A 15120-nucleotide genomic window follows, 5' to 3' on the forward strand; every position below is an offset into this window, starting at 1 on the left:
GAATCGATCGAGTGGGGGAGTGGATCATGGTTAAATCAAGTACTTACACTAAGCGATTAACCCAGACGTGCGCGCTGCTCGCGAACGTTTTCGAGTGTTTGTGTGAATTGCGCTAGACGTTCTCTTTCCTGAGCGACAACGGGCGCAGGGGCACGTTCAACAAACGATGGGTTATTGAGCTTGTTGTTCGCCTTGGCGACTTCGCCTTCCAAACGAGCAATTTCTTTATCTAGTCTGGCGATCTCAGCCTCAATATCAATTTCAACTTTGAGCATGAGATGATCGTCACCCACAACTTGCACGGGTGCGCCTGGTTCGTCAGGTAAGACATCAACAATCTCGACTTCTGAAAGTCGACCCAGTGAGGCCAAATAAGGCGCATGGGCAGAAAGACTGTCTTGTGCGCCTTGTGCATAAAGTGGCACGCGTTGTGACGGTGGGATTTGCATTTCACTACGTAAAACGCGAATGGCTTCAATCCGTGACTTCAAGATCTGGAAGGCTTCTTCGGCCTCGTGATCAATGAATGCGGTTTGCACAGCAGGGTAGCTTTGAACACATAGGCTGGTTTGCTCATTGGGTGCACGTGTATGGGCGACTACAGAAACACGCTGCCAGAGCTCTTCAGTGATGAAGGGCGTGATCGGATGCAGCAACCGCAAGATTTCATCCAGTACGGTAATGAGCGTCTGTCGGCATCCTGCTTGCACTTTGGGATCTTCGCTTTGAAGCTGAACTTTGGCCAGTTCAAGATACCAGTCGCAATATTCATCCCAGACAAAGTGATAGAGCGCATTCGCAATATTGTCAAAACGGTAATCTGCAAAGCCTTTGTGGACTTGGGCCTTGAGATTTTGTAGACGTGACAGAATCCAACGTTCAGGTAATCCACTCAGATCCGCTGCATCAGACGGTTGATATTTGTCTTGTGTGTGCATGAGCACAAATCGTGCAGCATTCCAGAGCTTATTGCAGAAGTTGCGATAGCCTTCACAACGTTTTAGGTCGAAATTGATGTTTCGACCTAAGGATGCGTAGGCAGCCATGGTAAAGCGCAGCGCATCCGCACCATAGGCAGCAATGCCATCTGGATACTGACGCCGGGTTGCTTTTTCAATAGCATCAGCTTGCTTGGGGTTCATCAAGCCGTATGTTCTTTTTGCGACTAAGTCTTCAAGCGTCGAGCCGTCAATCAAATCAACTGGATCCAGTGTGTTGCCTTTTGATTTGCTCATTTTTTGACCATCCGCATCGCGAATCAGGCCATGAACATACACATGGTGAAATGGCACTTGACCAGTGAGATGCGTGGTCATCATGACCATGCGTGCAACCCAGAAAAAGATGATGTCAAATCCGGTGACAAGAACACTAGATGGCAGATATTTCTGCAGATCTGGGGTGGTATCAGGCCAGCCCATGGTACTAAAGGGCACTAAGGCTGAAGAGAACCAGGTATCCAACACATCAGGATCACGGGTTAGCGTCCCTTGGTAACCTTGATTGCGCGCCTGTTCGTACGCTTTTTCTTCACTGCGAGCAACAAAAATTTGACCATCATCGCCATACCAAGCAGGAATTTGATGACCCCACCAGAGTTGACGTGAAATACACCAGTCTTGAATGTTTTCAAGCCACTGGTTGTAGGTGGTGGTCCAATTCGATGGGAAGAACTGAATGCTGCCGTTGGCAACAGCTTCCAAAGCGACTTCGGTAATGCTGCGCCCGGGATGAAGCGTGCCCTCGGGTGCAGGTTGGCTCATGGCGACAAACCACTGATCGGTGAGCATAGGCTCCAGAACCGCACCGGTGCGATCACCACGTGGTTGCATCATGCGGTGAGGTTCGACGTGTTTCAAGAAGTCGCCTTCTTGCAGAGCTTCCACAACTGCATCGCGAGCCACAAAACGATCCAGGCCCCGGAATGCCTCAGGTGCATCGTCGTTGATTTTGGCATCAAGTGTAAGGAGTTCAATGAGTGGTAAGTTGTGCCTGATCGCACAAGCGTAGTCATTAAAGTCGTGTGCGCCAGTGATTTTGACGACACCCGTCCCAAATGTCTGATCCACAAAATCATCCGCAATAATGGGAATTTGGCGGTCACACAGTGGTAAATGCACCATCTTGCCGACCAAGTGTGTGTAACGATCATCATCTGGATGAACACACAATGCAGAGTCTGCAAGCATGGTTTCTGGTCGAGTAGTCGCAATGGTGAGTCCTTTGATCTCAACTTGTTCGCCATCTTTTTCAATGGTTTGTGCACCATCAACAAATGGGTATTCGATGTGCCACAAGTGTCCATCAGTTTCGACGCTCTGAACTTCAAGGTCAGATACGGCGGTGAGCAATTGCGGATCCCAGTTGACTAGACGTTTGCCTCGATAAATCAGACCTTGTTCGTGTAAACGAACAAAGGCTTCGATGACACCCTGAGAGAGGTTGTCGTCCATCGTGAAGTATTCGCGATCCCAGTCAGCTGAAGCCCCAAGACGTCGGACTTGCTCGGTAATGGCGCCGCCTGATTCTTCTTTCCATTGCCAGACTTTCTCAACGAATTTTTCACGTCCGAGATCGTAGCGTGAGACTTTTTGCGCGTCGAGTTGTCGTTCAACCACGATCTGAGTTGCAATACCTGCGTGGTCTGTGCCAGGTACAAAGACGGTGTCATTTCCGCGCATACGGTGATAGCGGATCAGACCGTCCATGATGGTCTGATTGAAAGCATGCCCCATATGAAGTGTACCTGTGACATTGGGAGGCGGAAATTGGATGGCGTAAGGAGCACCTGCACAATCGCCGTCTTTGACATGCGTGCCAGCGTGAAAATATCCTGATTTTTCCCAAATCGGATACCAGCGTGCTTCGATTTGTTCGGGTTCGAAGCTTTTATGAAGATCCTGATCAGGGTTGTCAGCAACTTGGGTCATGGTGTTTTGTAGTCGTATGAAAAAATGAATAATGAAATCAGTTGTGCGCAGCGTAGCATACGCAGACGCACGAAGATTGGGTGGCGCACTCAACAGTTGTTTGTCGTTGAGTCGAACGAATCGAAACAGACGCCGCTAGAGACTATTTTAAGGCGCGGAACGTATCTCTGCCATGCTAGAATAATAGGCTAACTTTTATTTTTAAAAGTATCTGTTTTTATTGGAAATAAATCAAATCCATCACCTTAGTAGGAGTCTTTGATGTCAGTTGAACGTACATTGTCGATCATTAAGCCGGATGCCGTGGCCAAAAACGTGGTCGGCAAAATCATCAGCCGTTTTGAAAGTGCTGGTCTGAAAGTGGTCGCAGCCCGCATGATGCATCTGTCCCGTGAAGAAGCCGAGCGCTTCTACGCCGTGCACAGTGAGCGTCCTTTCTTTGGTGAGTTGGTTGAATTCATGATTTCAGGTCCTGTGTTCGTTCAGGTTCTGGAAGGAGAATCAGCTATTCAGAAAAACCGCGATCTGATGGGCGCTACAGATCCTAAGCAAGCAGAAAAAGGCACGATTCGTGCTGATTTTGCTGAAAGCATTGACGCAAATGCTGTACATGGTTCAGATGCACCTGAAACAGCGCGTGAAGAAATCGCTTTCTTCTTCCCAGCAATGAACATCCACAGCCGTTAATTTTTGTACGGTTGTACAACTGGTGCCTGAAACAATTTGTTTGAAGCACCAGTTTGCTTTTATATGGAAAGGCTTTTCTCATGGCAACAGACGCTCTAAAGGCTCAAACTTCGCTTGAAGGTGCCAAACAGACGCAACTCATTAACTTGATGGGCCTGGATTCGGGCGCGTTAAGAGAGCTGGTGTCTGAGTGGGGGGATAAGCCGTTCCGTGCGCGACAGTTAATGCGTTGGATTCATCAGCATGGACAAGCTGATTTTGCGCAGATGACTGATTTGGCCAAAGCATTTCGCGCGCGCTTGCAGCAAACATGTGAAGTTCGTGCGCCAGAAGTGATTCTGGATCAAGAGTCTGCGGATGGAACTCACAAATGGTTGTTTGATGTGGGCCGAGGTGACGCCATTGAAGCTGTTTTTATTCCCGAAACTGATCGTGGGACATTGTGCATTTCCAGCCAAGCCGGTTGCACCGTGGGTTGTCCGTTTTGTTCAACGGGACACCAAGGGTTTAGTCGAAATTTAAATGCCCACGAAATCGTGGGTCAATTGTGGTGGGCTCGAGATGCGATTTTGAAAAGTCAGACGCAATCTCGATTGACGCGCGACTTGTCTGATGATGAAAATACGCAAGCTCTGAAGCGTCCAATCACCAATGTCGTATTTATGGGAATGGGCGAACCACTCTTGAATTATGATCCGGTCGTCCAGTCATTGCGCATTATGTTGGACGATGATGCTTGGGGATTATCCCGCCGCAGAGTGACGGTGTCGACATCAGGTGTTGTGCCGATGATCGATCGACTTGCCCAAGACTGCCCAGTTGCGCTGGCTATTTCATTGCATGCCCCGACCGATGCATTACGCGATCGTTTGGTGCCTTTAAACAAAAAGTTTCCATTGGCTACCTTACTGGAATCGTGCCGAAATTATCTTCAATATGCGCCGCGTGACTTCATCACGTTTGAATACATCATGCTGGAAGATATTAATGATCAACCCGAACATGCGCGCGGTCTGATTGAAATTGCTCGGCAGGTGTCCTGTAAATTAAATTTAATCCCATTTAACCCGTTTCCTCAGTCAGGATTAAAACGATCCAGCGCCCAGCGTGTTCGTGAGTTTGCAGATCAGCTGCTACAAGCGGGTGTTGTGACTACGGTTCGTAAAACCCGTGGTGAAGATATTGCAGCAGCCTGTGGACAGTTAGCTGGAGATGTGCAAGACCGAACCCGCTCTGCAGCACCACAACGCGCTTATGCGGGGTTACAGGCGATTCGGGTTGTTAAGAAAACGTCATGAATACGGAGTATGAATCTGTGAGTCAGGCAGAAGCACCTGAAACACCTGAAACGCTCAATGCACTCGAAGCAATGCGCAGTGTGCGCGAATCACGCGGTTTGTCACAAGCAGATGTAGCCTATCGTTTGAAATTCTCAGAAAAACAGATTGATGCGTTAGAAAACGCGCGTTGGGAAGAGTTTCAGGACAGTATTGGATTACGCGTTCTAGCCCGAAATTACAGCAAAATGCTGGGTATCGAAATGAGCTCACTGGAACCTTTTTTGCCAGATCATCGTGTGCGGGGTGGCTTGATTGTGACGAGTCATCATCAAACGATCAATAAACGTGATCCGGGTCTGGGTGCAGAGCCTGAGCCAAGTAGCCGTTCATGGCCGTGGCTTGCGGGAATTTTACTGGTCGTCTTAGTTGTGTTGGTCATTGCTATCTGGCAAGGTGTTTTGCCAGAAGAGAATTTGCCCGCCTGGATCAAAGGAATGATTGGATGAGTGCTGTAGATAAATCACCTGTGTCGACAGAAGTCGGACCTGCACCTAGACGTCAGACGCGTGGTGTCGTGTGTCGCTGGAAAGATGTATCGGTTCAGATCGGTGGTGGGGCGCCTGTTGTGGTGCAATCCATGACGAATACCGATACGGCAGATGCGATTGCGACAGCAATTCAGGTTAAAGAATTGGCTATGGCCGGTTCAGAGATTGTGCGTATTACCGTCAACACACCTGAAGCTGCGCAAGAGGTCCCCGCGATTCGCGAACAGCTAGACCGCATGGGAGTGCATGTGCCCCTTTGTGGTGACTTTCATTTTAATGGTCACAAGCTGTTGACGCAGTTTCCGGAGTGCGCCCAAGCGCTGTCTAAATACCGTATTAACCCAGGCAATATGGGGGGTGGCAAGCGTCGTGATGACAACTTTGCACAAATGATCGAAGTGGCTTGCCGTTGGCAAAAACCGGTGCGCATTGGTGTGAATTGGGGCAGTTTGGATCAGAATCTGTTAGCCAAAATGATGGATGAAAACAGCCAGTTGCCCAATCCACTGGAGGCACAAGCGGTGATGCGCGAAGCCTTGGTGACGTCAGCGATTGATAATGCTAGACGCGCTGAAGAGCTTGGCTTACCAGGTGATGCCATCGTGTTGTCTTGTAAGGTCAGCCATGTGCAAGATTTGATCTCGGTCTATCGCGTGCTTTCGAGCCGTTGCGACTATGCGTTACACCTCGGTTTAACAGAAGCTGGAATGGGATCTAAAGGGATTGTGGCTTCGACCGCTGCCTTGGGTGTGTTGTTACAAGAAGGAATTGGTGACACGATCCGGATTTCGTTGACACCAGAACCTGGTGGTGATCGCACAAAAGAAGTAGTAGTTGCGCAGGAAATTCTTCAGACTATGGGTTTACGTGCTTTCACGCCGATGGTCATTGCATGCCCAGGCTGTGGCCGGACAAGTAGTACGGTGTTTCAGGAATTGGCTGATCAGATTCAGACATTTTTACGCGATCAGATGCCAGTTTGGCGTACCCAGTACCCCGGTGTAGAAAACATGAATGTGGCGGTGATGGGCTGTGTGGTGAACGGTCCGGGTGAAAGCAAACACGCGGATATTGGCATCAGCTTGCCAGGGACGGGTGAGATTCCAAGCGCACCTGTCTATGTGGATGGTGTGCGTACCGTGACGCTCAAGGGTGATGCAATTGCGCAAGAGTTTCAGGCCATTGTGTTGGAATATATAGATCGACGTTTTGGTCAGACACAGAAAGCCTAAGCGCGTTTCTTACAGCGTATTTGCTGTCTCTGGGTCAGCGATGCATAATTTTTAAAAATAACGTAGATGGCGATGATTTAATGGCAGAAGGTTTTAAAAAAGTCAGTGCGGTTCGAGGCATGAATGATCTCTTGCCCGATTTGTCCTATCAGTGGGAAGCACTTGAAGAGGTTTTACACAGATGGTTGCATCTGTATGGATATAAAAACATGCGCATTCCAATTCTGGAACATACGCGCTTGTTTACAAGAGGGATTGGCGAGGTTACTGATATCGTCGAAAAAGAGATGTATACCTTTACAGACTCTCTGAATGGCGATTCGTTGACCTTACGCCCTGAGTTTACGGCTGGCATTGTGCGTTCGGTGATTGAGAATAATTTGCTCTATGACCGTCCGCAGCGCGTCTATAGTATTGGTCCTGTGTTTCGCCATGAGCGCCCACAACGAGGCCGATATCGTCAGTTCCATCAACTCGATGTGGAAGGTCTAGGATTCGCTGGACCCGATATTGACGCAGAAATGATCCTGATGACAGCACGGCTCTGGAAAATGCTGGGCTTGACCGATGTTTCCCTAGAGTTGAACTCGCTTGGGCAATTGTCTGAACGTCAGGCTCACCGCGCGGCTTTGATTACGCATCTCGAAAAGCATCGTGACGTCTTGGATGAGGATGGCCAACGTCGCCTATATAGCAATCCCTTACGGGTGTTGGATACGAAGAATCCTGCCATGCAAGAAATGGCGGATGCTGCGCCGAAGTTGTTTGACTTTTTAGGAGATGAATCCCGAGCGCATTTTGAGACCCTTTGCGGACATTTAGATGCAGCAGGGATTGCTTATAAACTGAATCCGCGTATGGTTCGTGGTTTGGACTATTACAACTTGACCGTCTTTGAGTGGGTGACGGATAAGCTCGGTGCACAGGCAACAATTTGTGGGGGCGGACGTTACGATGATTTGATTGGTTTGCTCGGTGGTAAACCAGCACCTGCGATTGGTTTTGCGATTGGGTTAGAGCGACTTTTGGATTTATGGTTGCAATCGCAGGAGGTGTCTGCACCTGCGCAATGTGATGTGTATGTGGTTCACCAGGGTGAGGCTGCCGGTCGATTTGCACTGCAGCTCGGAGAAGAGCTGCGCGATGCGGGATTGAATGTCTTGGTGCATGCCGGTTCAGGCAGCTTCAAAGTACAGATGCGCCGTGCCGATTTTTATCAAGCGCCAATTGCGGTTATTCTAGGCGATTCTGAGATGACTTCTCAGCAAGCCGGTGTTAAAGTGCTGCGCCGGGACGGTCAAGCCGTTCAGGGTGAGCAACTTGATGTCGCTTTTGATCAGTTAACGAATTACCTAAAAGACGCAACAGCGCAAACAGAGGAGTGAGATGGCTTACGATCTCGAAGAACAGGAACAGATAGAACAGTTAAAAGCGTGGTGGAATAAGTACGGCACAATCACGCTTTTGCTACTGACCTTGGCGCTTGCCGTTGTCTTAGGCTGGCAAGGTTGGAATTGGTATCAAAACCATCAGGCTGTTCAGGCACGGGGTTATTTTGAGGCGCTCCAAAAAGCGGCACAACAAAATGAAGGTGAAGAGTCTGTGGTGCGTGTGAATGCGGCGTTAAAAACACTCCAACAAGATTACGGCTCGACGGACTATGCGGCTCGCGCAACCTTGGTGGCTGCTCAAGCACTGTTACGTGACCAGAATGTAGAGGGTGCCAAAGCTGCTCTGCAATGGCTGGCTAACAGTGATCATCCGGCTTTGGTACCAGTGGCCAAGTTGCGTTTGGCTGATTTGTGGTTGGATCAGAAGGATTTTGACCAGGCTATGGCGCAATTGAAATCACCACCTGCCTCGTTCGAGGGCTTGTTTGCGGATCGTCGCGGTGATATTTTGATGGCGAAAGGACAAAAACAAGAAGCCGTTCAACAATGGCGTCAGGCAATTGAACAACTAGGGTCAAACCCACAGTTGAGAGACTTCGTTGAACTCAAAGTAGAAACCTCAGGGGGGTAAGTATTGTGCTTATCAAACCGTCTTGGAAGAAATTGTCTTATGCGCTGAGTGCAACGATTGTGGTGGGGTTGTCAGGTTGTTCGTGGTTTAGCTCGCCTGATCCACGGACCATGCCAGCGCCATTACAACCCATGTCGAACGCAGAATCCTCAGGCTCCGTGCTTTGGCGTGCACCTGTTGGGGTCGGAACTTCGTATGGCTTTGCACCCGCTGTTGTGAATGACAGTGTTTATGCGGCAGCTGCAAACGGCATGGTGACGCGAGTCAATCTGAGCAATGGTGCCACCGTCTGGAACAAGAATGTCGCCAAGAGACTTTCGACAGGTGTGGGTACAGATGGCCAGACCGTTGTTGTAGCGACTGCTAGCGGAGAAGTGATTGCACTCGATGCCAATGGCGAGGAAAAATGGCGTACGCAGGCGACCAGTGAAGTGAACGATGTACCTTGGGTCGGTAATGGCGTTGTAATTGTTGTGGCAGGCGATTACCGAATCCAAGCATTTAATGCCGAAAACGGTGAGCGCATCTGGAACGTGCAACAACCTGGGCCTTCGCTTGCATTGCGCGCGCCAGTGCGGATGACGACCTTGCAAGACCTTGTGATGGTCGGTATGCCAGGTGGTAAACTTTTGGCAGTTGAACCCACAATTGGGGCCGTTGTCTGGGAAGGTTATGTCACTGTGCCCAGTGGTTCTAGCGACTTGGATCGTGTGACCGATGTGGTTGGGATTCCAATTGTGCGCGGTGATGCACTATGTGCTGTGGCGTATCAAGGCCATGTCACGTGCTTTAATTCGCAAGAGGGCGGCAGTACGATGTGGCAACAACCCGTGTCCAGCATTGCGGGAATGGGCGCTGACCAATCGTCGTTGTATGTTCCTACCGATCGGGGTGGCTTGAGGGCTTACCAGATCCAGAGTGGCGAAATACTTTGGCGTCAGGATATTTTTCGTAATCGTAAGTTAAATGAACCAGCGGTCACAGGTAACACTTTGGTGGTCGGTGATTTTGAAGGCCAGCTCCACTTGCTCAATACACAGTCAGGGGCTGTGACGGGACGTGTGGCGATTGGCGGTGGTGCTATGAAAGCACCGGTCCAGGAAACACCGCAAGGCATTCTTGTACAAGCGGGTGACAGTTCCTTGGCCTTAATACAGATAAGGTGATTTGTGCTGTTTAAACCTGTTGTGAGTTTAGTTGGTCGCCCGAATGTGGGTAAATCAACGCTTTTTAACCGACTGACGCGTTCGCGTGCGGCGCTTGTGGCGGACTTTTCTGGTCTGACACGAGATCGTCACTATGGCGAAGGCAGGGTGGGTAGCAAGCCTTTTCTGGTTGTCGATACGGGTGGTTTTGAGCCTGTTGCCAAAAGCGGTATTTTATCTGAGATGGCCAGTCAGACGATGCAAGCGATTGCTGAATCTGATGTGGTGATTTTTCTGGTGGATGCACGTGGCGGAATCAGCGCTCAAGACCACGATATTGCGAATTTGTTGCGTCGTCGTGGTCAGAAGGTTGTGTTGTGCGTCAACAAAGCCGAAGGCATGGCTCACACGTCCGCAGTCGCAGAGTTCCATGAGCTTGGTTTGGGTGAGCCGTACGCGATTTCAGCTTCGCATGGTGATGGTGTAAATCACTTGATTGAGCATGCGCTATCTGAGTTTGAAGCGGTTGAAGAAACACCTGCCGCAAGCGATGGTGAAATTGAACATCGGATCAAACTAGCGGTTGTAGGTCGTCCCAATGTCGGAAAATCGACGTTTATCAACTCACTCGTGGGAGAAGAGCGTGTCATTGCTTTCGATATGCCAGGAACCACACGTGATGCGATTGAAATTGAGTTTGAGCATCGGGATCATCGCTATACATTGATCGATACAGCAGGGCTACGGCGTCGTGGTAAGGTGTTTGAATCGATTGAAAAGTTTTCTGTCATCAAAACACTTCAGGCCATTGAGGCGTGTAATGTGGTTTTGCTGATGCTCGATGCGCAGGCTGATATTTCGGACCAAGATGCGCACATTGCTGGGTTTGTGTTGGATTCGGGTCGAGCGTTGGTAGTTGCCATCAATAAATGGGATGCGATAGACAGTTATCAACGTGAACGAGCTGAGCGAGATTATGCGCGTAAATTGCGCTTTTTATCTTTTGCTAAAGTCCATCGCATTAGCGCGGCCAAGGGGCAAGGTATTGGTGCAGTCATGCGGTCAGTGAATGCAGCACATGAAGCCGCATTCAGAAAACTATCGACTCCACGTTTGACGCGTGTGTTGCATGAAGCTGTCGCGCAGCAGCAACCAGCACGTAAAGGGATCTTTCGGCCCAAAATGCGTTACGCACACCAAGGCGGACAGAATCCACCTTTGGTGATTGTGCATGGCAGTGGGTTGGATGCAGTGCAAGATAGTTATCGTCGTTATTTGGAAAGTCAATTTCGCACAGCCTTTCAGCTTGAAGGGACACCGTTGCGTATTGAGTTTAAATCTTCTAGAAACCCTTACGCAAAGTAGGTAATGACATGAGTCGTTTTTGGAGCCAGTCTGTACAGGCGCTTGAGCCCTATGTGCCGGGTGAGCAGCCGTTGATTAAGAATCTTATTAAACTCAATACCAATGAGCATCCGCTTGCACCTTCACCCAAGGTGATCGAAGCGATTCAGAAAGGATTGGATGGGTCTTTGCGTCTCTATCCTGATCCTGAATCCACACAGTTAACTCAGGCGATTGCGAATTACTATGACGTATCTCCAAAGTCTGTGTTCGTTGGCAATGGTTCGGATGAGGTTTTAGCGCATGTGTTTTACGCGCTCTTAAAACAATCTAAACCCTTGTACTACCCAGAGATTACTTATGGGTTCTATCCGACCTATTGCCGATATTTCGATATCGAAGCACAACGCATTCCTCTGGATGATCAGTTAAGAATTCGTCCAGAAGATTATTTCCCAACCGCTGAATGTGAAGCGGGTGCAATTTTGATTGCCAATCCGAATGCACCGACTGGTCATGCGCTTTCATTGGCGGAAATTGAAAGCATTCTGAAGGCCAATGCACAGATTCCGGTCGTGATTGATGAGGCTTATGTCGATTTTGGTGCGCAAAGTGCGGTGCAACTGTTAGACAAATATCCAAACTTGATGGTTGTGCATACCCTGTCCAAGTCACGCAGTTTGGCAGGTTTGCGGGTCGGTTTTGCGATGGGTGCACCGGAATTGATTGAGGGACTGGAGCGCGCAAAGAACAGCTTTAACTCGTATCCGTTGGATCGATTGGCCCAATTAGGTGCGACTGCAGCGATAGGGGATGCGGCTTATTTTGAAGCTGCATGTCAAACTGTCATTGAAACCCGTGAAAATTTAGTCAAATCGCTCACTGAACTAGGTTTTGTAGTGTTACCATCTAAGGCAAATTTTGTTTTTGCGCGACATCCCAACCATGATGGTGGGGACTTAGCGGCTTGGTTGCGTGAGCAGGGTATTCTGGTAAGACATTTCGATACTCCGAAGATTCGGCAGTATTTGAGAATTACCGTGGGAACTCCTGAGCAATGCCGCAGTCTGACAGAGATGCTGGCAAAGCGCATTCAGGCTTGAAGTCTTTAATTAGGATAGAGAGTCCTGATTCAGTTTTGAATATACGGTTTGAACGTACGGTTGTTTAAATTTATTTAGTGAAAAAATACGCGATGATTTGTTTAAGTGAACGAAGATCATCAGCTTTTAATTATAAATTATTTTGAGTGTTGGAGTTAATCCATGAGTAATAAGGGTCAAGCCCTTCAGGATCCGTTTCTGAACTATTTGAGAAAAGAACACATTCCTGTTTCGATTTATCTGGTGAACGGTATTAAGTTGCAAGGTCATATTGATTCATTCGATCAATACGTCGTGCTGTTACGTAATACAGTGACACAAATGGTCTACAAACATGCAATTTCGACCGTTGTACCTGCCAAAGCGGTTCCATTACCGATTCCGACTGAATGATCAATTTGTTTGACATGTCAGAGCTTGCGGAGGGTTTATGCAAGCTCTTTTAATTGGTGTTGATCTGGGCCATGCGGATTACATCGCACAGCACGAAGAGTTTGCCTTGTTAGCAACGAGTGCAGGCGCGGAGATCCTTGCCGATATGACAGCACGGCGCGACAGACCCGATCCAACGTATTTCATCGGTTCGGGTAAGGTTGAGGAAGCCCGAATGTTGTGCGAAGAGTACGGTGTCAACATTGTCCTGTTTGATCAACCGTTGTCACCGGCTCAACAACGTAATCTTGAGCGCCAACTGAACGTCCGTGTGGTGGATCGAGTTGCTTTAATTCTGGATATTTTTGCATTACGCGCAAAAAGTCATGAAGGTAAGTTACAAGTTGAGCTTGCTCAGTTACAGCATCTGTCGACACGGCTGACACGTTTGTGGACTCACCTTGAGCGCCAGCAGGGCGGTATTGGGACGAGAGGTCCTGGTGAGGCACAGTTGGAACTTGACCGTCGAATGATTGGTGCAAAAATCAAGATGCTTAAGCAGCGCCTTGATAAAGTGCAGCGCCAGCGTGCAACTCAACGTCGTTCACGCGCTCGTAGCGGTAGTTTTTCTGCTTCATTAGTTGGTTATACCAATGCAGGAAAGTCGACTTTGTTTAATGCGTTGACGCGATCCGATGCTTATGTCGCTGATCAATTGTTTGCAACACTCGATACCACGACTAGACGTGTGTGGATTGAAGACGCTCAACAGCAAGTGACTTTGTCAGATACTGTTGGTTTTATCCGAGATCTACCTCATACGTTGATTGCTGCTTTCCGAGCTACATTGGAAGAAGCGATTCACGCTGATCTTTTATTGCATGTTATTGATGCGTCAAGTCCCGAGCGTGATGCGCAAACGGACCAGGTGCAAAAAGTACTCTCCGAGATTGGTCTCGAAAACGTTCCTCAAGTCTATATTTACAATAAGATCGACCTAGCTGGACTGGCTCCCGGGCTTGTGCGTGACGAGCATGGTACGATTCGAAAGGTTTATATAAGTGCCGAACAACGTCAGGGACTGGAATTAGTGCGACAAACAATCGCAGAATTTGCTTCATCTTCAGGTAACTATGAGATTTATAACGAAAATTTTCAATCTGAATGATCCGGGTTGGGGTCGAGGTTCAGACAACAAAAACGACGAGCAGCGCCCAAAACCGCGTCAAGATGAGGATTCAGCACCTGATCTTGATCAAGTCTGGAGTGATTTCAACAAGAAATTAAATGGCTTATTTGGAAAAGGTGGTGGAAATCGTCGTCCACCTTCTCCAGGGGCGCGCCCTTCAGGTCCAACGCCTAAACAAACACGCACAGGCGTGATTGCTGTTGTGATCATCGCGATCCTGTTGTGGCTAGGTAGTGGGTTCTTTATCGTTCAGGAAGGTCAGGTTGGTGTGATTACGCAGTTTGGCGCGTATAAGAGCACAGCGCAACCTGGTTTTCAGTGGCGTATGCCGTACCCGATCCAAGATACTGAGATCGTGGACGTGTCCCAGTTGAGAACCTATGAAAGTGGCTTCCGCGGTAATGCACGTAACCGTGTGCTGCAAGAGTCACTGATGCTGACCGAAGATGAAAACATCGTTGACGTCCAGTTTGTGGTTCAGTACCGTGTCCAGCCTGATGGTGCACCAGACTATCTGTTTAAAACCCGCGATCCAGACGAGTCTGTTCATCAGACAGCACAAAGCTCAATGAGAGAAATCGTTGGTAGCCGCACGATGGACTTTGTGTTGTATGAGGGTCGTACAGCAGTGGCCGCTGATGTGCAAAAGTTGATGCAACAGATACTAGACATTTATCAGACTGGAATTTTGGTCAGTAGCGTGGCGATTCAGAACGTGCAGCCACCTGAGCAGGTGCAGGCTGCCTTTGATGATGCCGTGAAAGCGGGTCAGGATAGAGAGCGTCAGATTAACGAAGGCGAAGCTTATAAAAACCAGGTTGTGCCGTTGGCACGAGGTCAGGCTTCCAGAATGTTGGAAGAGGCTGAAGGTTACAAAGCACGCGTCATTGGCGATGCAGAAGGTGATACCTCGCGTTTCCTGAGTGTTTTGAATCAGTACCGCCAAGCACCTGAAGTGTTGCGTGAAAACATGTACCTCATGACCATGCAGGAAGTGTTCTCACAAACCAGCAAAGTCTTTATTGATACGAAGGAGAGCAATAACATGCTTTACCTGCCACTGGATCGCATTATCCAAGAGGCAGCAAGTCGCGGAACTTCTGCGGATGCGAAACCACTGTCTGGTGCAAGCCAGGTTGTGAAGCCAGATGCACAAGTCCCCGAAAGCGTGCTGAGAAAGCCCGATGCTCGAAGCACACGCCCGACATTATCAGAAAACTTCGGTAGCAGCGCGTTCTCGCGTGACCGAAACGCACGCTAAGGAGAGA

The 15120-nt window shown here is 48.9% G+C and carries 13 protein-coding genes; 12 read left to right on the forward strand and 1 reads right to left on the reverse strand.

What is annotated here, in order from left to right:
• Positions 1–56: 56 nt before the first annotated feature.
• Positions 57–2930, reverse strand: a complete 2874-nt coding sequence (locus tag ACOI06_RS09625; RefSeq protein ID WP_420662354.1) for a valine--tRNA ligase — start codon at positions 2928–2930, stop codon at positions 57–59.
• Between the two features lie 261 nt (positions 2931–3191).
• Here ACOI06_RS09625 and ndk point away from each other — a divergent pair, with 261 nt between their 5' ends.
• The 12 genes from ndk to hflK all read left to right on the forward strand — a co-directional run bounded on the left by ndk (position 3192) and on the right by hflK (position 15113).
• Positions 3192–3617 (forward strand): nucleoside-diphosphate kinase, encoded by a 426-nt coding sequence (gene ndk / locus ACOI06_RS09630; RefSeq protein ID WP_420662356.1) that lies wholly within the window; start codon positions 3192–3194, stop codon positions 3615–3617.
• A gap of 80 nt (positions 3618–3697) precedes the next feature.
• Positions 3698–4915 (forward strand): 23S rRNA (adenine(2503)-C(2))-methyltransferase RlmN, encoded by a 1218-nt coding sequence (rlmN, locus tag ACOI06_RS09635; RefSeq protein WP_420662357.1) that lies wholly within the window; start codon positions 3698–3700, stop codon positions 4913–4915.
• Entirely contained in the window at positions 4912–5403 is a 492-nt protein-coding gene (locus ACOI06_RS09640) for a helix-turn-helix domain-containing protein (RefSeq protein ID WP_420662358.1), read from the forward strand. The genes rlmN and ACOI06_RS09640 overlap by 4 nt, the downstream gene beginning before the upstream one ends.
• Positions 5400–6677, forward strand: coding sequence for a flavodoxin-dependent (E)-4-hydroxy-3-methylbut-2-enyl-diphosphate synthase (gene ispG, locus ACOI06_RS09645; protein ID WP_420662359.1), 1278 nt, complete (start codon positions 5400–5402; stop codon positions 6675–6677). The genes ACOI06_RS09640 and ispG overlap by 4 nt, the downstream gene beginning before the upstream one ends.
• An 80-nt stretch (positions 6678–6757) precedes the next feature.
• The gene (gene hisS / locus ACOI06_RS09650; RefSeq protein WP_420662360.1) at positions 6758–8062 is read left to right on the forward strand and encodes a histidine--tRNA ligase; all 1305 of its coding nucleotides are present in this window, start codon (positions 6758–6760) and stop codon (positions 8060–8062) included.
• A gap of 1 nt (position 8063) precedes the next feature.
• Positions 8064–8699: a YfgM family protein gene (locus ACOI06_RS09655; RefSeq protein ID WP_420662361.1), complete on the forward strand. Its 636-nt coding sequence runs from the start codon at positions 8064–8066 to the stop codon at positions 8697–8699.
• A gap of 5 nt (positions 8700–8704) precedes the next feature.
• The gene (bamB, locus tag ACOI06_RS09660) at positions 8705–9865 is read left to right on the forward strand and encodes an outer membrane protein assembly factor BamB (RefSeq protein ID WP_420662362.1); all 1161 of its coding nucleotides are present in this window, start codon (positions 8705–8707) and stop codon (positions 9863–9865) included.
• 3 nt (positions 9866–9868) lie between these two features.
• Positions 9869–11209, forward strand: coding sequence for a ribosome biogenesis GTPase Der (gene der / locus ACOI06_RS09665; protein WP_420662363.1), 1341 nt, complete (start codon positions 9869–9871; stop codon positions 11207–11209).
• An 8-nt stretch (positions 11210–11217) separates the two neighbouring features.
• On the forward strand, positions 11218–12291 hold the full coding sequence (hisC, locus tag ACOI06_RS09670; RefSeq protein WP_420662364.1) for a histidinol-phosphate transaminase: 1074 nt from the start codon (positions 11218–11220) through the stop codon (positions 12289–12291).
• Between the two features lie 162 nt (positions 12292–12453).
• A complete protein-coding gene (hfq, locus tag ACOI06_RS09675; RefSeq protein WP_420662365.1) occupies positions 12454–12684 on the forward strand; it encodes an RNA chaperone Hfq in 231 nt (76 codons plus the stop codon).
• A 37-nt stretch (positions 12685–12721) separates the two neighbouring features.
• Positions 12722–13831, forward strand: a complete 1110-nt coding sequence (hflX, locus tag ACOI06_RS09680) for a GTPase HflX (RefSeq protein WP_420662366.1) — start codon at positions 12722–12724, stop codon at positions 13829–13831.
• Positions 13797–15113, forward strand: a complete 1317-nt coding sequence (gene hflK / locus ACOI06_RS09685) for an FtsH protease activity modulator HflK (protein ID WP_420662367.1) — start codon at positions 13797–13799, stop codon at positions 15111–15113. The genes hflX and hflK overlap by 35 nt, the downstream gene beginning before the upstream one ends.
• Positions 15114–15120 lie beyond the last annotated feature (7 nt).

The organism is Orrella sp. 11846, assembly GCF_048820935.1.
Taxonomy (GTDB): Bacteria; Pseudomonadota; Gammaproteobacteria; order Burkholderiales; family Burkholderiaceae_B; genus Algicoccus.

What these genes read in the sequence shown, in the direction of transcription:
- ACOI06_RS09625 (WP_420662354.1), bottom strand. Translation starts at nt 2,930, where the DNA reads ATGACCCAAGTTGCTGACAACCCTGATCAGGATCTTCATAAAAGCTTC.
- ndk (WP_420662356.1), top strand. Translation starts at nt 3,192, where the DNA reads ATGTCAGTTGAACGTACATTGTCGATCATTAAGCCGGATGCCGTGGCC.
- rlmN (WP_420662357.1), top strand. Translation starts at nt 3,698, where the DNA reads ATGGCAACAGACGCTCTAAAGGCTCAAACTTCGCTTGAAGGTGCCAAA.
- ACOI06_RS09640 (WP_420662358.1), top strand. Translation starts at nt 4,912, where the DNA reads ATGAATACGGAGTATGAATCTGTGAGTCAGGCAGAAGCACCTGAAACA.
- ispG (WP_420662359.1), top strand. Translation starts at nt 5,400, where the DNA reads ATGAGTGCTGTAGATAAATCACCTGTGTCGACAGAAGTCGGACCTGCA.
- hisS (WP_420662360.1), top strand. Translation starts at nt 6,758, where the DNA reads ATGGCAGAAGGTTTTAAAAAAGTCAGTGCGGTTCGAGGCATGAATGAT.
- ACOI06_RS09655 (WP_420662361.1), top strand. Translation starts at nt 8,064, where the DNA reads ATGGCTTACGATCTCGAAGAACAGGAACAGATAGAACAGTTAAAAGCG.
- hisC (WP_420662364.1), top strand. Translation starts at nt 11,218, where the DNA reads ATGAGTCGTTTTTGGAGCCAGTCTGTACAGGCGCTTGAGCCCTATGTG.
- hfq (WP_420662365.1), top strand. Translation starts at nt 12,454, where the DNA reads ATGAGTAATAAGGGTCAAGCCCTTCAGGATCCGTTTCTGAACTATTTG.
- hflX (WP_420662366.1), top strand. Translation starts at nt 12,722, where the DNA reads ATGCAAGCTCTTTTAATTGGTGTTGATCTGGGCCATGCGGATTACATC.
- hflK (WP_420662367.1), top strand. Translation starts at nt 13,797, where the DNA reads ATGAGATTTATAACGAAAATTTTCAATCTGAATGATCCGGGTTGGGGT.